18 protein-coding genes and 1 pseudogene are annotated in these 20,861 nt (G+C 48.7%); 16 read left to right on the top strand and 3 right to left on the bottom strand.

Going from position 1 to position 20,861, the window contains the following annotated elements:
• Positions 1-170 precede the first annotated feature (170 nt).
• A complete protein-coding gene (locus T363_RS15895) occupies positions 171-344 on the top strand; it encodes a hypothetical protein (protein ID WP_154658707.1) in 174 nt (57 codons plus the stop codon).
• 701 nt (positions 345-1,045) lie between these two features.
• Here T363_RS15895 and T363_RS0100015 read toward each other — a convergent pair.
• Positions 1,046-2,233 carry a pyridoxal phosphate-dependent aminotransferase gene (locus tag T363_RS0100015; protein WP_031472010.1) on the bottom strand — a complete coding sequence of 396 codons (1,188 nt, stop codon included), beginning with the start codon at positions 2,231-2,233 and terminating at the stop codon, positions 1,046-1,048.
• A 146-nt stretch (positions 2,234-2,379) separates the two neighbouring features.
• Here T363_RS0100015 and T363_RS0100020 point away from each other — a divergent pair.
• From T363_RS0100020 to T363_RS0100095, 15 genes and pseudogenes are all read left to right on the top strand, one after another.
• Positions 2,380-2,502, top strand: a pseudogene (locus T363_RS0100020) (helix-turn-helix domain-containing protein); the annotation flags it as partial.
• A 321-nt stretch (positions 2,503-2,823) separates the two neighbouring features.
• Positions 2,824-5,505 carry a sensor histidine kinase gene (locus tag T363_RS0100025; protein WP_031472014.1) on the top strand — a complete coding sequence of 894 codons (2,682 nt, stop codon included), beginning with the start codon at positions 2,824-2,826 and terminating at the stop codon, positions 5,503-5,505.
• Positions 5,506-5,628: 123 nt separating this feature from the next.
• Positions 5,629-5,763 carry a hypothetical protein gene (locus T363_RS16660; RefSeq protein WP_278246964.1) on the top strand — a complete coding sequence of 45 codons (135 nt, stop codon included), beginning with the start codon at positions 5,629-5,631 and terminating at the stop codon, positions 5,761-5,763.
• Between the two features lie 117 nt (positions 5,764-5,880).
• Entirely contained in the window at positions 5,881-5,958 is a 78-nt protein-coding gene (kdpF, locus tag T363_RS16760) for a K(+)-transporting ATPase subunit F (protein ID WP_154658714.1), read from the top strand.
• A gap of 31 nt (positions 5,959-5,989) precedes the next feature.
• Positions 5,990-7,750, top strand: coding sequence for a potassium-transporting ATPase subunit KdpA (locus T363_RS0100045; RefSeq protein WP_031472016.1), 1,761 nt, complete (start codon positions 5,990-5,992; stop codon positions 7,748-7,750).
• A gap of 16 nt (positions 7,751-7,766) precedes the next feature.
• Complete coding sequence (gene kdpB / locus T363_RS0100050; RefSeq protein WP_031472018.1) at positions 7,767-9,818, top strand: potassium-transporting ATPase subunit KdpB; 2,052 nt, start codon at positions 7,767-7,769, stop codon at positions 9,816-9,818.
• 14 nt (positions 9,819-9,832) lie between these two features.
• On the top strand, positions 9,833-10,507 hold the full coding sequence (kdpC, locus tag T363_RS0100055) for a potassium-transporting ATPase subunit KdpC (RefSeq protein ID WP_031472020.1): 675 nt from the start codon (positions 9,833-9,835) through the stop codon (positions 10,505-10,507).
• Positions 10,508-10,545: 38 nt separating this feature from the next.
• A complete protein-coding gene (locus tag T363_RS0100060) occupies positions 10,546-11,433 on the top strand; it encodes a hypothetical protein (protein ID WP_031472022.1) in 888 nt (295 codons plus the stop codon).
• Between the two features lie 154 nt (positions 11,434-11,587).
• Positions 11,588-11,788 carry a hypothetical protein gene (locus tag T363_RS16320; RefSeq protein WP_031472024.1) on the top strand — a complete coding sequence of 67 codons (201 nt, stop codon included), beginning with the start codon at positions 11,588-11,590 and terminating at the stop codon, positions 11,786-11,788.
• Positions 11,789-11,819: 31 nt separating this feature from the next.
• A complete protein-coding gene (locus tag T363_RS0100070) occupies positions 11,820-12,221 on the top strand; it encodes a CBS domain-containing protein (RefSeq protein ID WP_031472026.1) in 402 nt (133 codons plus the stop codon).
• 135 nt (positions 12,222-12,356) lie between these two features.
• Positions 12,357-13,691 carry a TrkH family potassium uptake protein gene (locus T363_RS0100075; RefSeq protein ID WP_031472028.1) on the top strand — a complete coding sequence of 445 codons (1,335 nt, stop codon included), beginning with the start codon at positions 12,357-12,359 and terminating at the stop codon, positions 13,689-13,691.
• 21 nt (positions 13,692-13,712) lie between these two features.
• Positions 13,713-14,363, top strand: a complete 651-nt coding sequence (locus T363_RS0100080; RefSeq protein ID WP_031472029.1) for a potassium channel family protein — start codon at positions 13,713-13,715, stop codon at positions 14,361-14,363.
• 37 nt (positions 14,364-14,400) lie between these two features.
• Positions 14,401-14,904, top strand: a complete 504-nt coding sequence (locus T363_RS0100085) for a hypothetical protein (RefSeq protein ID WP_031472031.1) — start codon at positions 14,401-14,403, stop codon at positions 14,902-14,904.
• A gap of 40 nt (positions 14,905-14,944) precedes the next feature.
• Positions 14,945-17,590 (top strand): sensor histidine kinase, encoded by a 2,646-nt coding sequence (locus T363_RS0100090; protein WP_031472033.1) that lies wholly within the window; start codon positions 14,945-14,947, stop codon positions 17,588-17,590.
• A complete protein-coding gene (locus T363_RS0100095) occupies positions 17,583-18,287 on the top strand; it encodes a response regulator (RefSeq protein WP_031472034.1) in 705 nt (234 codons plus the stop codon). Before T363_RS0100090 ends, T363_RS0100095 begins: the two co-directional genes overlap by 8 nt.
• A gap of 129 nt (positions 18,288-18,416) precedes the next feature.
• On the opposite strand, the gene T363_RS0100100 is transcribed toward T363_RS0100095, so the two are convergent.
• Positions 18,417-19,613, bottom strand: coding sequence for a sigma-70 family RNA polymerase sigma factor (locus tag T363_RS0100100; protein ID WP_031472036.1), 1,197 nt, complete (start codon positions 19,611-19,613; stop codon positions 18,417-18,419).
• 32 nt (positions 19,614-19,645) lie between these two features.
• Positions 19,646-20,761 carry a DUF6076 domain-containing protein gene (locus T363_RS0100105; RefSeq protein WP_031472038.1) on the bottom strand — a complete coding sequence of 372 codons (1,116 nt, stop codon included), beginning with the start codon at positions 20,759-20,761 and terminating at the stop codon, positions 19,646-19,648.
• Positions 20,762-20,861: the final 100 nt, after the last annotated feature.

The raw sequence follows: 20,861 nt of genomic DNA on the forward strand, positions 1-20,861 counted from the left end.
CAGAACTATTATACAAAACATCTCTGTAAATCTAAATGCAAGTATTTTGAGCAAGAGTACAAGAAAAACTTGCGTTTAGTTTTTCAATTAACCCCCCTTGTTCCAGCAAGCAAGGGAAGTTTATTGGACACCGCTTATGCTATGCTTACCGTAACAAGGAGGTGACCGGCATGATCTATTGCTGCCAGACCAAATGCTGCCACTATCTGTTCTGCGGCAGTGAACAGCAAACCACCTGCCCCGACTGCGGCCATAAGCGCATCCGCCCGGCGACCCGCGAGGAACGCGCCGCATTTTTCCGCCAGCGCACCGCGCTGCTCGCCGCAGAGCGCCGTCCCGGCTGACGGCAAAGCAAACGTGCTTCCCCATCCGGGGAAGCACGTTTGCTGTCGAAAACTCTGTTTTCCGAACAGTCTCTCGATCGAAGCCACGCTTTCGATCGAATCTGCGACGGAGAATCGCGCTCCTTGGGCGCAATTCTCCGTCGTCTGGTATAAAAATGCGTACTGACGCGCATTTTACGGATATTTGCTGTTAAAATCCATTCCATAGGCGCAGCGCCCATACGAAGAACCGGCAGTCCCACAGGAAGGGCAACGGTTCTTCGATTTTTATCAACCAAAGCAGATAAAAGGCCTTCCGAACAATTTCCGGAAGACCTTTTATGTACCGCTTGTTTGTGTCATGTGTGTTCTGACTCCTCAAGGCAGCCGCTGCCTTTGTAATGATACCGCATTACTTGGCAGTGCGGCGCGCCTTGCGGGACTTGGAATCAACGCGGTTGGAATCCAGATCCAGCATACGGGCTGCGACCAGATTGTTGAAGAAACCCTTCATCATGATTTGTCACACTCCTTTTTCTGATTTGTGAGATCGTCTTTTCCTGATCTCTGGTATAATCATACACGGAGCGCGGCAGAAAAACAAGTGTCACTATTTATGAATATTGCATAACCGCTGTTTTTATTTTTTGTGCATATTAAATATATCGCATTAACACTTTGTACATATATTGCGTTTTATTATCATACATTTTACACAATTTTTAAGCAAAATATTCCTGCGCCAGCTTTTCAAACAGCGGCAGGGCACGCCGAATGGTATCTTCCCGCACGCAGTACGAAATACGCATGTGACCCGGCGCACCGAAATCCGAACCCGGCACGACCAGCAGGTCATATTTTTTCGCCCGTTCACAGAACGCCCGGTCATCCGGCTCCAGCGTCTGCGGGAACAGATAAAACGCCCCCGCCGGCTTGATGCAGCGGTATCCCATTGCTGTCAATCCCTGATACAGCAGGTCGCGGTTGGCCTGATAGGCGGAAATATCTCCCGTCATACCGGCGCAGCGTGCCGCCACCCGCTGAAACAGGCTGGGCGCACACACATAGCCCAGTGCCCGGCCCGCGCCACACACCGCAGCATACAAATCGCTGCTGTCCGCCGCCTGCGGCGGCACCAGCACATAGCCGATACGTTCACCCGGCAGCGAAAGCGACTTGGAGTACGAATAGCAGACCACGGTATCCGCGTAATAGTGGGGAATGAACGGAACCTGCGTCCCATCATATACGATCTCACGGTACGGCTCATCCGAGATCAGGTAGATCGGATGTCCATAGGCGCGTTCCTTTTCCGTAAGCATTTCTGCCAGCCGGCGGATGGTCTGCTCCGCATATACTGCGCCCGACGGATTGTTGGGTGAATTGATGACCACCGCCTTGGTTTTTTCGTTCAGACACTGTTCAAGCGCGTCAAAATTGATTTGAAAATCCGCGACCGACGGCGGCACGACCACACATTTGGCACCCGCGCCACTTTCGATAAACATCCGATATTCGGGAAAATACGGCGCAAATATAACCACCTCGTCTCCCGGGCAGAGAACCGCCCGAAATGCGCAGGAAAGCGCCGCCGCCGCGCCGGCTGTCAGATACAAGCTGTCGCCAGTGTAATCCGTGCCAAAACGGCGACTCAAGTCTGCCGCCAGCGCCGCGCGCACCCCTGCCGCGCCCTGCGCCGATGTATAGCCGTGCAGCGCGACCGGATCGCCCGCCGCCTCTTCCACAATCGCCTGCCGCACCGCGTCCGGCGCGGGAATGCTCGGGTTGCCGATCGAGAAATCAAACACATTTTCACGGCCCACCACCGCCGCACGCTGGTTTCCATATTCAAAAAGCTCGCGGATGGTCGAGCGCTTGCTGCCAAGCTCCTGCATCTGCCGATTGATCATTTTGCGAAACGCCCCCTTTCTTCATTGTGGTTTATTATAGCACAGTGCAAAAGTGTTGACAAGTGCTCCCGACCGGTCACTCTACGGTCCGTCGATTGCGTCCGCTCCGGTTATCCGGTATAATAAACCTGCGAGGTGAACAAAACATGGATCACGAAAAAACCGGCGCCCTGATCCGCAAATTGCGGACCGAAAAGGGACTGACCCAGCGCGCACTGGCAGAACGCCTGCACGTCAGTGATAAAGCGGTCTCCAAATGGGAGCGCGGAGTTTCCCATAGTTAAAGATACCATACCACAAACCCACGCTTATAATATTTCTCTAAGATGGAAATGTCTTTTTGCTGTCATGACAGAGTTCTAAAGTAATTCACACCAATGCCTTATTGATAGTTCAATCCAATATTGTTTTTCTCATCTATTTCACAAGCCGGATGCTGTTTGAAACAGACATTCGGCTTGTTTTATTTGTATCTATCTTTATTTGATCTTAATACGTTTAGGCAATCTCTTATTATTTTATAGTATTCCGCATGGTACGATATAAACACTCATGTATACCACAGACCGATATTGTAGGAGAAGATACATATGGAGAAGATACAACAGACAAGGTCAGGTGTCGAGATAGGTGGGGAAGGTACGCACCTTGCTGGAAAGCTAAAAATCTTTTTTGGCTATGCAGCGGGTGTAGGCAAGACCTATGCCATGCTCGAGGCAGCCCATCAGGCGCAAAAAGAGGGCATGGATGTTGTGGTGGGCTATGTGGAGCCGCATGCCAGACCAGATACATTGGCGCTCTTGGATGGGCTGGAGAGTTTACCTTGCAAAGAGATTGACTATCGCGGAATTAAGCTGAAAGAGTTTGATCTGGACCGAGCGTTGCAGAGGAAACCACAACTCATTCTGGTAGACGAATTGGCCCACAATAATGCCCAAGGGTGCCGACACACAAAGCGGTATCAGGATGTAGAAGAACTACTCCAGGCCGGGATCAACGTCTATACCACGGTGAATGTGCAGCATTTGGAGTCGTTGAACGATTTGGTGTCCTCCATCACAGGCATTGCGGTCAATGAGCGAATCCCGGATCATATTTTTGACCGGGCCAATCAGGTTGAACTGGTGGATATTGAGCCTGATGAGTTGGTGAAACGCCTCCAGATGGGAAAAGTGTACCGGGAGCGCCAGGCAAAACAGGCCCTCCAACACTTTTTTACCACCGAAAATTTGGCTGCCCTGCGTGAGATCGCTATGCGGCGTACTGCGGATCAGCTGAACCGCGCGGCGCTGCAGGAAGGTAAGGAAAAGAGCGCGAAAGCCGGGGAACACATTTTGATCTGTCTTTCGTCTGCACCTTCCAATGCGAAAGTGATCCGAACCGCTGCACGAATGGCGGAAGCCTTTCACAGCGGTTTCACTGCGTTGTTTGTGCAGACACCGGAAACAAAAGAATTATCCGGCGAAAACCTGAAGCGCCTGCGTAGTAATCTGCGTCTCGCGGAGCAGCTGGGCGCACAGATTTCTACGGTATATGGAACGGAACCCGCCGTACAGATTGCGGAATATGCCCGTGTCAGCGGCGTGACAAAAATCGTTATGGGGCGCATCAACCATAAGCAAAACCCTATTACAGGGAAAAAGAGTCTGGCTGATCGTCTGATTGAACTAACAGATCTGGATGTATACATTATTCCGGATCACCAACCGCTATATAAAAAGCCTCTTGGAAAGCTTCATGTTCCAAAAACACGCTTTACATGGAAAGACACAGGCATTATGCTGGCCTCTTTACTGCTTTCCTCCCTTGCGGGATTTGGCTTTTATTACGCTGGATTCAGCGAATCAAACATCATTACGGTTTACATCTTGGGAGTTCTTATTACGGCGGTTTGGACAAATGGTCACTTTTATGGCGCAATTGATTCTCTCCTCAGTGTTGCCGCTTTCAATTTTCTTTTTACAGAACCTCGTTTTACCTTTCAAGCCAACGATCCCAGCTACCCTGTTACATTTCTCATTATGCTTTTCTCCAGCGTGATTGCAAGCTCATTGGCCAGTCGCGTAAAAGCACAGGCCCGTTTGGCGGCACAAAAAAGCTACTATACGGAACTGCTTTTGGGAAGCAGTCAGAAACTGCAAAAAGGGCGGACTGAATGGGATTGCCTTCGGTTGACTGCGGAACAATTAAATCGGCTTTTTGACCGACCTGTTCTCTATGCTCTAAGTGGAACGGAAAAGGAATTGGCGTTTCGGGTAGAACCGTCCGATGAACAGAATATTTTGATGGAATTGGGTTCCGAAGAAATCGGGGTGGCCAAATGGGTACAAAGAAACAACAAGCACGCAGGTGCAACCACAAACACACTGCCGGACTCTAAATGGCTTTTCCTGTCTGTCCGGGGAACGCAGGGAGTAATGGGGATTGTTGGAATTCCCATTGCAGGTTATTCCATCCCGGACGCATTCGAAAAAAACCTTATGATTGCCATATTAAGTGAGTGCGGTCTCAGCCAGGAACGTATCCGGCTGCAGGAAGAACGAAATAAAGCAGCGCTTCAGACACAAAAAGAGCGGCTGCAAGCCAATTTGCTTCGAGCAGTCTCTCATGATTTACGTACACCGCTCACAAACATCAGCGGCAGTGCCGATATGCTGATGCAAGAAGAGTCTGAACTTGATCCGGCAATCAGGAAAAAGCTGTACACGGCAATTTATGACGATACAAACTGGCTGATTAACATGACAGAAAATCTGTTGGTAGCCACTCATCTGGAAACAGATAAGGAATCCTTCAAAATGAGTCCGGAACTGATCGAAGATCTTTTCCAGAGTGTAGTTGCACATCTGGATCGCAGAGCTGCAGAACATCACATATCTGTCCATTTGGAAGATGCCACACTCATGGCTGCTATGAACGCAAGACTGATTCAGCGAGTCATCATCAATATTCTGAACAACGCAATTCAGTACACGCCTAAGGAATCAAATATTGAACTGAGTGCCGTAAAGAAAGGAAATGTCGTGCAGATAAGCGTCACCGATGATGGCCCGGGAATTCCGGATGATGCAAAAAGGCACTTGTTTGATTTGTTCTACACTGCCGGGCAAGGGAAAGCGGATTGTCAAAGAGGTCTGGGGCTTGGGCTCAATCTATGCCAATCTATTGTCGCTATGCACGGGGGAAAAATTGATGTACTGGACCATATGCCAGCCGGGACTACATTCCAGTTTACGCTTCCCTTGGTTTCTGCTGAGGAAATGAAATATTAATCTCCTGTTAATGTCCCGTCATCTTCCTTAATCCCCACTTATTACAGATTGCGGTATGCTATGAACGCAAAACAGATGTTGTGTGTTTTGCTTGCCTGTCAATTGCGAAAGGAGAACGATCTTATGGCAGAGTATATGCTGCTTCGCATGGCTATGATCGGCGTCATCATTGGAATGTTTGCGCTGACGATCACTGCCAGGAAAATGGCGCATGTGGCATGGCATCATTTATATCAACGAAAGGAGCCCCGAGTATGATGGATTGCTTTATGGTAGGAACCCTGTTGGCCGGTTTTGGCCTTGTCTGGATGCTGGTGAATTGGTGCCAGCGGCAAGTCGATTCTCAGGAATAATGGAGAGTAGGAGTTGAACAGTATGATTTTGCTCGGAATTATTGTTTTGCTGCTGGGCGGATATCTGGTATACGCCTTGGCGCATCCGGAGCGATTTTAATGTCGAGGACACAGTATAGGAGGAGTTTCATATGTTACAGCTGGTTCTGACATTGATCATTTATTTGATCCTTGTCATTCCGGTGGGGCGGTATCTGTATCATATTGCCGCAGGAAAACACACCTTTGCCGACCCCGTATTTGATCGAGTAGACGGGGCAATTTATAAGTTGGGCGGGGTAGATCCCCACAAGGGTATGAACTGGAAACAGTACGCCATGGCCCTTATTGGCACCAACGCAGTGATGATCGCCATCGGCTATATCATTCTCCGGATTCAGAGTCTCCCCCTCTTGAATCCCAATGGGATTGATGGAATGGAACCCACTCTGGCCTTCAATACCATTATCAGTTTTATGACCAACACCAATCTGCAGCACTACTCTGGTGAGAGCGGATTGAGCTATCTTTCTCAGATGCTGGTCATTATCTTTATGATGTTTGTTTCGGCAGCCAGCGGCTATGCTGCCTGTGTGGCCTTTATCCGTGGCCTGGCTGGAAAAACGAAGGACAATGTGGGAAACTTTTTTGCCGATCTGGTTCGCATCACCACCCGTGTACTGCTGCCCTTCTCTCTGGTAGGCGGACTGCTGCTGGTATGGCAGGGTGTGCCGCAGAACTTTTCGGAGAATGTGGTGGTGCAAACCCTGGAAGGTACATACCAGGTCCTGGCTATGGGTCCCGTAGCGGCACTTGAAATCATTAAGCACCTGGGTACCAATGGCGGCGGATTTTTTGGCGCCAATTCCACCACACCCATGGAGAACCCTACCATCCTGTCCAACCTGATCGAGCTGTATTCCATGATGCTGCTGCCCGGCGCCTGCGTCATTACCTTTGGAAAAATGGTGGGAGACGGTCGTCTCCAGCATCAGAAGAGCAAGACCCCGGAAAATGCTCTGCCTGCGCATCAGGAAGGAATCACCGCCCGGCTGTTCGGCAAAGAAGGCCGAAGCATCTTTTTGGCTATGGGAATTTTGTTCCTGGTAGGCCTGAGCCTTTGCTACTGGGCGGAGTTGCAGGGCAATCCGACTCTGGCTGAGATCGGCCTCAACCAGTCCGCAGGCAGCATGGAGGGCAAAGAGGTACGCTTCGGTATTGCCCAATCCGCTCTATTTACCACGGTGACTACATCTTTCACTACAGGTACGGTCAATAATATGCACGACACATTGACGCCGCTGGGTGGCATGGTGCCGCTGCTGCACATGATGCTCAACTGCGTCTTTGGAGGCAAGGGTGTGGGCCTCATGAATATGATTCTGTACGCCATCCTGGCAGTATTTATTTGTGGGTTGATGGTAGGACGTACCCCCGAATATCTTGGCAAGAAGATCGAGGGGCGCGAGATGAAGCTTACCGCATTGGCCATCATTATCCACCCGCTGCTGATTCTGGCTTTCTCTGCTCTGGCGGTGGCGACGGCCGCCGGTCAGGCAGGCATTACCAATCCCGGATTCCACGGCTTGAGCCAGGTGCTGTATGAATACGCCTCCTCTGCAGCGAATAACGGATCCGGATTTGAAGGGCTGGCAGATAATACCTACTTCTGGAACATTACCACCGGTATTGTCATGTTCCTGGGGCGGTATCTGCCCATCGTGATTCAATTGGCCATTGCAGGCTCGCTGATGAAGAAAAACTATGTAAACGAGTCTGCTGGCACGCTGCGGACCAGCACCGTAAGTTTTGCTGTGATTCTTGTGTTCGTGGTGTATATCTTTGCTGCGCTGACATTCTTCCCGGCGCTGGCGCTGGGCCCCATTGCTGAACATCTGACCCTTTGGGGCTAAGGAGGATTTTCGTAATATGAGTAAGAAACAAAATAAAAAGCTGCTGACCCCAGAGATCCTGAAACAGGCTCTCATCGGTTCGGTAAAAAAGCTGGACCCCCGATATATGATCAAGAATCCGGTCATGTTCGTCGTGGAAATCGGCTTCCTGATCACGCTGCTGTTGACGATTGTGCCGGGGCTGTTTGGTGAGGGCGATACCGGCCTGCGTACTTACAATTTGATCGTTTCCATCATTCTGCTGGTGACAGTGCTGTTTGCTAACTTTGCGGAGTCTGTGGCAGAGGGGCGGGGCAAGGCGCAGGCTGCCAGCCTGAAGAAAACCCAGAAGGACACTGAAGCCCATTTGCTGGACCAGGACGGTAACGAAACCATCGTTTCTTCCAGCGAGCTGAAAAAAGGCGATGTTGTTATGGTAGTGGCCGGTGAGGTGATTCCCGGCGACGGCGAGGTGATTGAAGGCATTGCGTCAGTGGATGAATCGGCTATCACCGGCGAATCCGCTCCCGTAGTTCGTGAGAGCGGCGGCGACTTCTGCTCCGTTACCGGCGGTACCACCGTGGTATCCGACTGGCTGAAAATCCGCATCACCTCTGATCCCGGCAACAGCTTTCTGGATCGGATGATCGCTCTGGTGGAAGGTGCCTCTCGGAAGAAAACGCCCAACGAAATTGCATTGAGCACTCTCCTCGTTTCCCTGACCATCATTTTCCTGATTGTGATTGTCACCCTGTATCCCATCGGTATGTATTGTGGGGTTCAGCTGCCGCTGTCCACCCTGATTGCCCTGATGGTTTGTCTAATCCCCACCACCATCGGCGGTCTGCTCTCCGCCATTGGCATTGCTGGTATGGACCGTGTGACCCGCTTCAATGTGATCGCCATGTCCGGTAAGGCGGTGGAAGCCTGCGGCGATGTGGACACCATGATTCTGGATAAGACCGGCACCATTACCTTTGGCAACCGCCTGGCCGCTGATTTCTTCCCCGTGGAGGGGGCAAGCCGCAGCGATCTGATTCGTTGTGCGGCTCTGACCAGCCTTCATGATGAAACTCCTGAGGGTAAATCCACTCTGGAACTGGCACGCCGTCTGGGAGACAACAGTGAGGAAATCCCCGGTTCTTCCTTTATGGAATTTACAGCCCAGACCCGCATGAGCGGCGTGGATCTTCCCGATGGCACCAAGGTTCGCAAGGGGGCCTCGGATGCCATTGAGCAGTATGTTATGTCTCAGGGCGGAAAGGTTCCGGCTGATTTGCATGCCCATGTGGAAAAGGTTTCTTCCCTGGGCGGCACCCCTCTGGTTGTATGCCAAAATAAGCAGGTGCTTGGCGTTATTTATCTGAAAGATACCGTAAAGCCCGGCATGGCAGAGCGTTTTGAGCGCCTGCGGGCCATTGGCATCAAGACCATCATGTGTACTGGCGACAACCCCCTGACTGCGGCCACCATCGCCAAGGAGGCGGGTGTGGACGGATTTATTGCCGAGTGTAAGCCGGAGGACAAGATCAGCGTCATCAAAAAGGAGCAGGCGGAAGGAAAAATCGTTGCCATGACCGGCGACGGTACCAACGACGCTCCCGCCCTCGCTCAGGCGAATGTGGGACTTGCAATGAACTCTGGCACCACCGCGGCTAAGGAAGCCGCCAACATGGTGGATTTGGACTCCGATCCCACCAAGATCCTGGAGGTGGTGGAGATCGGCAAGCAGCTGCTCATCACCCGAGGCTCTCTCACCACCTTCTCGATTGCAAACGATATCGCAAAGTATTTTGCCATCATTCCCGCTATGTTTATGGCGGCCATCCCGCAGCTGGGTGTTCTGAATATCATGCACCTGAGCACACAAAACAGTGCCATCCTGTCTGCATTGATTTTTAATGCGATCATCATTCCCTGCCTGATTCCTCTGGCGATGAAAGGCGTCAAGTACCGCCCCATGTCTTCCGGGAAAATGTTGGCCCGAAATATGATGATCTACGGTCTGGGCGGTGTCATCACTCCCTTTATCGGAATTAAAATCATCGACATGATTATTGCTCCCATACTGACAGCAATGGGCATCTGAGGAGGATCCTTACTATGAATGAAACAACAAATAAGAACGCATTCTTTCACGGTCTGCGTCAATCTTTGGTGGTAACATTAGTATTGTTGCTGCTCTGTGGTTTTGTATTTCCTGTATTGCTCAGCGGTATTTCCACGGTGATTTTCCCCAGCCAAGCCAATGGCAGCCTGGTCTATGCAGATGGCCAGGCTGTGGGGGCAGAAAATATAGGGCAAGATTTCACTGAACCCTATTTCATGAAGGGACGTCCTTCGGCTTACAACTATAACACCTATTATGAAGATGACCAGGGTAACCAATACTATAACGATGGCAGTGAGTTTGCCGGGCTCAGTTCCGGTTCCAACAACTATGCGCCCTCCAATCCTGCCCTGACGGAACGAGTTGAGGTCGACATTGAGGCATTCCTGGAGGCTAACCCGGATGTGAAGCGGGAGGATATTCCTGCTGATCTGATGACTGCTTCCGGCTCCGGACTGGATCCGCACATTTCGCCTGAGTCTGCCCGCATTCAGATTCCTGCTCTGGCAGCAGCCTCCGGACTGAGTGAGGATAAGTTGGAACAGATTGTGGCGGATAACACAGAGGGTAAGCTGTTCGGTATTTTCGGTGAAGAAACCGTCAATGTTCTCGGCGTGAACCTGGACATTGCCAAGGCGATGGGCCTTGTGGGGGATGCGTCCAAGTAAGTGCCCTCCCCGCTGGTTTTCGATAACGGAGGCACACTATGCAATTCCATTTTGACAAAACGCTAAAGCAGAAATTCAAAGCAATGACCCAGATTGCAGATGAAACTCCGGCGTGGCTGACGATATGCCTGGCAAAGTCCTTAAAAGAATGGCTTGGTCAATCGTGCAGAGTATCCTATCAAGACGGAAAGACGCAGCTTCAATTGGGCTATGAAGTCCTGTCCGTGCCGGTTTTGGAGTTTGCACAGACATTCGCCCCCCTGGTTTGCAAAGTCGATCCCATATGGCCCGTTCAGATTTTTGGAATGGCGGAGAACCGCGAATTGATTGAACTTTCATTTTCTGAAATGGGCGGCGAGTACATTGTGCAGCAACACAATATTTCCGGAATCTGGTGTGACAATTTTCAAGATATCTATTTATGTATCCAGTTTCCTGATCCTTTGTCGGCTGGTTGTATGTACCAGCTTTTATGCGCAGCCGTACATGATGAGTATGTGGTTGCTTTTGACTGGAGATTTGCTGATTTTCTGAACCAGCAGAAGCTGTTCATGGAAGATCGCACATTGTCCTACTGCTATGTTTCGTTGGATACTGACTCGGCACAAGAGAGCCCCGTTGACTGTTTGTCTGGATTGCAGCTGCAGCAAAAGGAAAGCTTATGGCATCTGTTTTTGGAAAAACATTTGGTCCCGCCTGAATTTGAATGGATCAGGGATGCATTGCTGCAAGACGGTGTCCCAAACTGGATCGAGTGGCATTTGGCACTTTACCACACTTTGGAACAATTGGGCATCCGATTTCTCTGCAATGGAAGTCAGTTTGAGCTTATGGACAGCGCGGGGAAACGCCTCTATTTCAGCGTGGATCACACCAATGCCGCAGAACATGTGCTGATGAAAATCCTTTTTCCACTGAATCAATAGTTCCACCCTCATATGCTATTCAAAAGGTCACCGGCCTGCCTGTGCATTTCAGGCGGGCCGGCGACCTTTTATCTGTTCTTAATTCCATATGTGCAATCTTTTCCCCGGTTTTAGTTTCTATGAGCTATCATAATGCCATAAGGAGGAGACAGATATGTTTGCGTTAAAGTTAAAAAAGCGTGTCTCTCGTTTTGAAAACCATGTTGACGCCGCCATGGAAAAGTTTCTTTTCCATCACAGGTTGTTGGGGTTTTTGATCATCTTCATTGGAATGCCTCTTGTCACCCTGGCCGCTGTTTGTATTTGTACCACAATGATTACTTTGCCAATCGCCTTGCTGTTCGGCTGGATATGAGACGGGTGTGCGTTTCAAGAAAGTGTGACATATGAATATTGCCAAAATTATGATTCCTAAGGTTTGCACCGTTGTTTTGCATGAGCGCAGCACGATCCGGCAGGGATTGGAAGTCTTGGCACGTTGCCATTATACGGCCATTCCCGTGCTGGACGCCGAGGAGCATTATGTCGGAAGTGTTACGGAAGGAGACTTCCTTCGACATATCATAAAAACCGGTATAACAGATATGAAGGAACAGGAGAAGTATTCTGTTAGAGACATTTTACGGCGCGACTTTTGCCCGGCGCTTTCTATTGAGGCGGAGTATGATGTCGTGGTAGATGCCTCGCTTCGACAAAATTTTGTCCCGGTTGTTGATAGCAGAAACGCACTTTGTGGAATTGTCACTCGCCGTAGTCTGATTGCAGAGATTGCGGCTTCTAAAAAGTAGTTGCAAATAAGAGGAGTGACTTGTGCCTTAATACCGTCTTAATATGCGCCCTAATACATTAACACCTCCTTTAGACCAGATATGGATAATGGGGGTATAAAGAAATAATAAAGGCGTATTAAGAGGTGGAGGCTTATGTGGCAGCTTTTGCATAAGAACAATAAGTCCCCTTTCCGGGTTATCATATTGGGATTTTTTCTGGTCATTTTAATGGGAAGTTTCCTTCTTATGCTTCCAGTATCAACACAAGAGGGAACCAGTACCTCATTTTTGGATGCTCTGTTTACTTCCACATCCGCTGTCTGTGTAACAGGATTGGTGATACATGATACAGCTACTTGCTGGTCGAATTTTGGACAATTTATCATTATTTTGCTGATACAAATAGGCGGACTTGGTGTCGTGACGGTGGCAGGTGCCTTTGCCATTCTCTCGGGGCGAAAAATCGGACTCATGCAGCGAAGTACCATGCAGGAAGCAATTGCAGCCCCCAATGTGGGAGGCATTGTTCGTCTGACCCAGTTTATTCTAAAGACAGCCCTGATAGTCGAATTATTAGGAGCCGCGCTTCTTTTTCCTGTGTTTTACCAAGAGTTTGGACTTATTAAGGGTGCTTGGTATGCTTTATTCCACTCCATATCCGCTTTTTGTAATGCAGGGTTTGATCTGATGGGAATGAAAGCTCCTTTTTCCTCCTTGACGGATTATGCAAGGAACCCGATAGTTTCCCTTGTGATTGCGCTTTTGATCGTGGTGGGAGGAATTGGCTTTCTGACCTGGGAGGATATTCGCACCAATCGGCTGAATCTCCGCAAATACCGGATGCAGAGCAAAGTGATTCTGACCGTGACCGGCATCTTGATCCTGCTTCCGACAATCTATTTTTTCTTTTTTGAGTTTGAGGATGCGCCTATCGGAGAGCGATTTCTTTTATCGATTTTTCAGGCCGTCACGCCCAGGACCGCCGGCTTCAACACTGCGGATCTCACGGCCATGAGCGAAACCGGGCAGTCGATGATTACGATTCTAATGCTGATCGGCGGCTCTCCGGGATCTACCGCTGGAGGTATGAAAACCACCACTTTGGCAGTCTTATTGGCGAGTGCTTTTGCAGTTTTTCGTCGTAGAGAGAATCCGCACTTTTTCAATCGGCGCGTGCCAAATGAAACAGTGACTCAGGCGGCCACGATTATGATGATGTACCTGATTCTGTTTTTAACTGGCGGGCTGATCATCAGCAGGTTAGAGAATCTGCCTGTCCTTACCTGCCTTTTTGAGACAGCCTCTGCCATAGGAACGGTAGGTCTTTCGTTGGGGATTACTCCGCAGTTGGGGTGGATATCACATCTCATTCTAATTGTGCTGATGTTTTTTGGTCGGGTTGGCGGACTTACATTAATATTTGCAGCCCTCTCCAACATACAGGGCAACAGTGCTCGACTCCCTCAGGAACGAATTACAGTAGGGTAAAGAAATAAATATGGAGGACTTATGAAAACCATTTTGTTGATTGGCTTAGGCCGTTTTGGCCGCCATATTGCGATGAAGCTAAACGAACTGAATCATCAGGTTATGGCGATAGACAAAGATGAGGAACGAGTCAATGCAGTTCTTCCCTTTGTGACCAATGCCCAGATTGGGGATAGCACCAGTGAAGAATTCCTTTCTGCTATTGGTGTGCGAAATTTTGATGTTTGTATTGTTGCGATTGGAGATAATTTTCAAAGTTCCTTAGAAACTGCATCCTTATTAAAGGAATTAGGGGCAAAAAAAGTGGTGGCAAGAGCTGCGCGGGATGTACAGGCAAAGTTTTTGCTCCGCAATGGTGCCGACGAAGTTGTATATCCGGAAAAGCAGATGGCAATTTGGAGTGCGATCCGTTATAGTTCCGATCACATTTACGACTATATTGCTCTGGGTGATGACCACGCAATCTTTGAAATTGAAGTCCCTAATAACTGGGTTGGAAAGACGATCGGACAATTGGACGTGCGGAAACGCTACCATGTCAACATCCTGGCAATTAAGCAAAGCGGAAAATTCGCTATGACGGTCATTACCCCGGATATATGTTTGCCGGAAAACAGCACGATCCTGGTTTTGGGAACACAGCGTGATATCCAGAAGTGCTTCCATATATGAGTATAGTACCCTTACGACCCAAGAAGGAGGGATAGAAATGGGAATGGAAGACATCGTTTTACTGGGTGGTTTTGCGGCAATTGCAATATTTGGGTATTACATTATGGTAAAATTGGATAATTTCTTAGATAAGGTCCGGCGGGAGAACGAAGAACAGGCGCAAACAACCTGTTTCAATATTGCGACCTCATGCGTTAACATCATACCGGCTGTTTCAAATATTCTGAAAGATATCAATCATTTGTATCCTGATGTACATTGCAATCTATCTGTTGGCAGTGAACAGGAAGTTATGAAGTCCTTTGATTGCGGAGATGCCGATGTAGTAATTATATCCGCCGATTCCGATGTAGAAAGTGCAAGACTGGCACGGTGGAAATGCATTACTCTAAATCCGCAATCCTTTTCCATAGACAATGGAATTGTTGATGTGAAAACTATTGAGAAAAATCCTCAGCATCAAAAAGTTCTGTGGAAAGGCAGCGATAACCAATCTTTGGTGCTGCATTTTATTCACCAACTCTGCGGCCAGAGGGCGTAAATTTATGCTATAATACATTTGCTTGGAAGGGGGGTTCATAATGAATACAGTCACACTGCCTGAGCAACTTACAGAGAAGAAACAAGGAAAACTCACTATTTTTTCCAGCTACTTTACTGGTGCTGGCAAAAGTTATTCTATGTTGGAGAGCGCTGAACAGGCAAGACAAGCGGGGCTGGATGTAGTCATTGGCTTACTCTCCTGCGAGCAGTGGCCTCAAACTCAATTTTTGGCTGAAAAGTTTGAGGTATTGCCTTATAAAACAATAATCCGGGCCGGGCGGACTGATTATGAAATGGATTTGGATGCCTGTCTGAAAAGAGCGCCGGATTTGATTTTGGTTGATGATTTATCTCACTTGAACATGGATGTTTCGCGCCATATGAAACGCTATCAGGATATAGCGGAATTGTTGAAAGCAGGCGTGGATGTTTATACAACACTGAATGTTCAGCACATTGAGAGTATTCAAGATACCGTTTTTTCCATACTGGGATATTCTGAATCAGAGCGTATTCCGGACCGTGTGTTTGATCAGGCGGACCAGGTGGAGTTTGTTGATATCGAGCCGGAAAGACTGCAGCAGCGTCTGCTCCAGCAGAAGAAGGGAGAGCTGCTTTCCGACTGTACTTTGTCACAATTAAGCGCACTACGGGAGATTGGTTTGCGCCGTTGCGCAGACAGAGCAGCTTTATATACCCAAGGTTCCCAGAGTAAAATGGAATACCGCACTCGTGAGCACATTTTGGTGTGCCTTTCTTCTGCCCCTTCTAATGAGAAAATTATACGCACAGCAGCACGGATGGCAAGTGCTTTCCGTTGCGGATTTACTGCACTATTTGTAGAAACAAAGGAATTTCAGTGGATGCCTCAGACGGATAAAGAACGCCTCCAGACCAATATTCATCTGGCGCAGCAATTGGGGGCATCCATTGAAACAGTTTATGGCGATGATGTTGCGTATCAGATTGCCGAATTTTCACATCTGTCAGGGGTCACAGAAATTGTGCTTGGCCGTAGCGGGATCCCGCATCATATGTTGTTCCGGAAGCCATCTTTAACTGAGCGGCTAATCGAACTTATTCCGGAACTTGACATTCACATCATTCCCGATAATGGATTGAATGGTCGGTTTGCTGCTAAACATCGAGAAATCATGCGTCTGCCGACCTTGTCAATTCTTGATTTGTTAAAAAGCGCGCTGCTCCTTGTTTTAGCTACGGTTATAGGATTTTTGTTTTATCATTTGGGCTTTACGGAGGCCAATATTATTACGCTTTATATTTTGGGCGTTATGCTGGTTTCCATATCCACAAAGAGTTCTGTCTGTAGTTTTATTGCTTCCTTCGTCAGTGTGCTTACATTCAATTTCTTTTTTACGGAACCCAGATTTTCTCTGCATGCTTACGATAGCGGATACCCGGTTACTTTTCTTGTCATGTTTCTGGCCTCCCTGCTTACAGGCTCTTTAGCATCCAAACTGAAGTCCCATGCCAAACGATCTGCTCAGGTAGCATGGCGTACAAAGCTTCTTCTTGAAACGAATCAGAATCTTCAAAAGGCTCGAACGGAGGAAGAAATTATCTCGGTAACGGCAAAACAGCTATTAAAAATATTCCAACGAGATATCATTGCATACCGCATAAAGGAAGAAAAACCTGTGATGCCGGAAATATTTCTTGCAGACAGTACGGCTTCTCCGGAGTGTTACACCACTGATAAGGAGCGCGAGGTGGCGCAGTGGGTGATCACAAACAATAAGCGAGCTGGTGCAGGAACAGAAAACCTTTCCGATTCCTGCTGCACTTATCTGTCGGTACGAACAGGGAAGCAAATCTATGGGGTTGTGGGCATTGCCGCATCGGATAAGCCTCTGGACTCCTTTGAAACAAGTATTCTTCTTTCTGTTTTAGGCGAATCTGCACTTGCCCTTGAAAACCAGAAGAATTTAGAGGAAAAAGAGGCTGCTGCGGTTTTGGCCAAAAATGAACAGCTTCGCGCCAATTTGCTTCGATCGATTTCTCATGATTTACGTACTCCTCTTACTTCTATTTCGGGAAACGCCAGCAATCTGCTCTCCAATGGAGATTTGTTTGACGCAAAGACCAAGGAACAGATGTATACCGATATATATGATGATGCCATGTGGCTCATTAACCTGGTGGAAAATCTGTTGTCTGTCAGTCGGTTGGAAGAAGGACGGATGAACCTGCATGTATCTACGGAGTTGATGGATGAGGTGGTTGCGGAGGCCCTGCGTCATATTAACCGGAAGAGTGCGGAGTATCACCTGAAGGTGCAAAACAGTGAGGAATACCTTTTGGCGCAGATTGACGCAAAACTCATCGTTCAGGTCATCATTAATCTGGTGGATAATGCCATCAAGTACACTCCGCCAGGGTCCGAAATTGACATTGGGTGGAAACAAAAAGGAAGCTACATCTATATTTCCGTTGCAGATAACGGACCGGGAATCTCTGACAAAGACAAACCGCATATTTTTGATATGTTTTACAGTGCGTCCAATCAGATTGCGGATAGCCGCCGCAGCATGGGATTGGGTTTGGCATTGTGTAAATCCATTGTCAATGCACATGGAGGAGAAATCATGGTCACCGATCATTTGCCTCATGGATCCATTTTTACATTTTCTGTACCAGCCGGGGAGGTAGAACTGCATGAATAAACCTTTGATCTTAGTGGTTGAGGACGATACACCCGTTCGCAACTTAATTACTACAACATTAAAAGCCCATGATTACCGCTTTTTGACTGCGGCAAACGGAGAATCAGCTATTCTGGAGGCTTCCTCCCACAATCCGGAAATCATTTTACTGGATTTGGGACTGCCGGACATGGATGGCGTGGAAGTCATCCACAAAGTTCGTTCCTGGTCCAATATGCCCATTATTGTAATCAGCGCCCGGAGTGAGGATACGGATAAAATCGATGCGCTGGATGCTGGTGCTGATGATTATCTGACCAAGCCCTTTTCTGTGGAAGAATTGCTTGCAAGACTGCGCGTGACACAGCGGCGCTTAGCCGCACTGCAGATTGGTTCTATCAATACAGATGCGGTTTTTACAAATGGCAAGTTAAAAGTGGATTACGCAGCTGGCTGTGCTTTTTTGGATGGGCAAGAGCTTCACTTAACCCCCAGTGAATACAAACTGCTGTGCCTACTTTGTAAAAATGTGGGCAAGGTGCTGACCCATACTTTCATTACCCAGCAGATTTGGGGAAGAAGCTGGGAAAATGATGTTGCCTCACTTCGCGTATTTATGGCTACCCTGCGTAAGAAATTGGAAAAAGAGCCGGGTTCTCCGCAATATATCCAGACCCATATCGGAGTCGGGTATCGCATGATGCGAGTAGAGCCATAAGAAACGTTAACTGATATAGAGGTTGGAAACAGACCTGTTGGAGAGTATAATCCAGAGGTATATAGTTTTCTATTATAACGCTAATATTCTAATGAAATGCTATATTATGCTGCCTGTTGTTTGAAATAATCAGGGCGCAAATACTATCATGGGAATGCGTTGTGAAAGGAATGCTCCTATGTGCTGAAATATATAATGAATTATTCTTTTGGCAAAAATGTTACTCTCTGTGGTATCCCACTCTGCCAACCGCACGATCTCCGCTGTTCCAGCCTCAAAATCAAACGAAATCTCGCCCCATTCACCGTCGTTGTCCACCTGATACAGGTAGACAGCGGCGGCGATTTTCTTTTTGTGTTTGGTCTGGGATTTGCGTTTCAGCCGGATCATATGAAGCACTCCGGCTTCTGTCAGCAAACAGGCCAAGTGTTCTACGGCTTTGCGGTAGGCTCGTTCTGCGCCGCTAGCGGAGCTGCCCTCAAAGAGAAGCGCCAATTCTTCAAAGGTCAGCCGAGTGCTGATGGGACTGACCCGTCCACAGGTCATACAGATGGCGTTTCTCTTTTCCAAAAGGGTCTGTTCCCGGTAATTCAGTTTTTCAAATGCTTCTCGGACAGCTTCAGCCTGGATGCCGTTCCAGAGAATCTCCGTATAGTCCCAGTGTTCATCCCGGCTGACATCCTCGCCGGTTTCTTCGCTGTCCTCGTCCTGTACGGTCTGGTAAAACGGAACACGGCTTCGGTTTTGATTGGCCAACGCCAAAAACTTCGCTGCGGTTTCACCTGAGCAGCTATGTTTCTGGGCATATTTCTGGATCGCCGCCTGTTCAGACTGACCGGATTGATTGTAGAGCCATGCAATTCCACGCACAGCCTTGTACTCATCCACATTTTCAAAGGAACCGGCCTCCTCCTGCATCCGGCAGGTCAAAAGGGCGTTCCCGATAAAATGATGGGCATAGGTCAGAAAATCTGCTCCTTGTGCGGGATCGTATTCTCGGAGGCAATCCAGTATGGCAAGCACACAGCCCATTTTGTAGTCCAAAAAGCGTTCTGGGTCATAGCGATCCAGCCCCTCCCGCAGCAGGAAACGGCGAATACGGCCATTGAGCCGATTTTCATAGTGGTACAGGAAAAAGGAGAACCAGCGCAATTCACGGCTCCGCACAGCCTCAATGATGTAGTCGTTCATATTTTCCAGAACAGGCGGTTCCGGGTCAAGCTGAAAGATGCGTTCCACTTCCCGCATGGTCAGACCCTTGGGGTCCGTCAGAAAACTGTATTTGGCACAGTAGCCGGGTAGCTCCCATGACCACGCTGTATCCATTTTCCCTCACCGCCTTTCTGGTGTTTCGTTGCTTAGTTCTTTTCTACTGCTTTCAGCAGTGCATCTTGGGTCATTTCCTGCTCATAGACAGTGCTGGCATAACGCTGATCTGAAAGCGCACGGAGCATCTTATCTTTTGCCAGCTTTTTCATAGCCGCTGCAACTCCTTCATCCAGCTTTCCCCGGCGGGTATTTTGCAAAATGGTGTTCATACGGCGGGTATAAATGGCCTTGATAGGATGATCGTCGGCAAGCTCCCGCTGCTCCCGGCCTCTCAGATTGCCGATTTGTCGGCACGTCCGTCCCCGTTGGTCACCGGGGGCCAGACCACCGCAGTATTTGGTATGCCGTGCGTCAATGGTGAGAAACCATCTGCCACAGATGGGGCATTTCTTGGGTGCATGGCCCACACAAAGACCCTCAAACAGATCGGAACGGAACATCCCCACAAAGGAGACATAGTGCATCCGCTTGACCAACTGTAGCTCCATCTTTCCGGGGCGAATGGCGGATACATACTGCACCGAAGCATTGGTTAGGGTCATCCAGGCCGGGTTATCCAGCGACAGAGTTGGCTCACCTTTGAAGAACTGCCCGAACATTGCCGCATAACCATCCGGGGTACGGTCATAGCCTGGTTCATTCAAACGCTCTGCAAATTTCGTCAGGGCTTCCTTGTATTGCCCCAGCGAATAACTCAAATGTCCCAGCACCTGTGCGATTCGGGCGAGCATGGTTGCCTTGCTATGCTGACCAGTCAAGGCACAGATCAGCTGCTCCTGCTGGGTAAGCTGCAAATAGGCTTTTGCGTCCTCCATATATTCTTCGGAAAAGATGGCTGCAAGTTTTTGCTCAAAATAGCTTCGATTCGATCGGGAGAAGGGTGGTGTAACCTGCAAAAAGGAGATGATCTCGCCAGCGGCCTGCTGCACCTGCGGCAGCAGCTCCATATCCACAGAACCGGTGTTCATCCCCTGAAGCAGCTGGTTCAGCACATTGCAGGGAGTATTCAACTCTTCAATGGTACTGTCCGGGATGTTCAGCACCTCGCAGCCAATGGTTCCTGTGGGCATGGTACTTCCCTCATAGGTCACGGTGTCCTGCCAGAAATCCAGCGACAAAACTGCATGGTTGATGATCTGATCCATGTTCTCCCTCCTGTCATGTTTTTTTATTTTCATAATAACACACAATTAAATTCTTGTCATGTTTTTTGAAAATGGCTTGTCATGCCATCAGCCTGTTTTT

The sequence above is a fragment of the Agathobaculum desmolans ATCC 43058 genome (assembly GCF_000701665.1).
GTDB classification, from domain to species: Bacteria; Bacillota; Clostridia; order Oscillospirales; family Butyricicoccaceae; genus Agathobaculum; species Agathobaculum desmolans.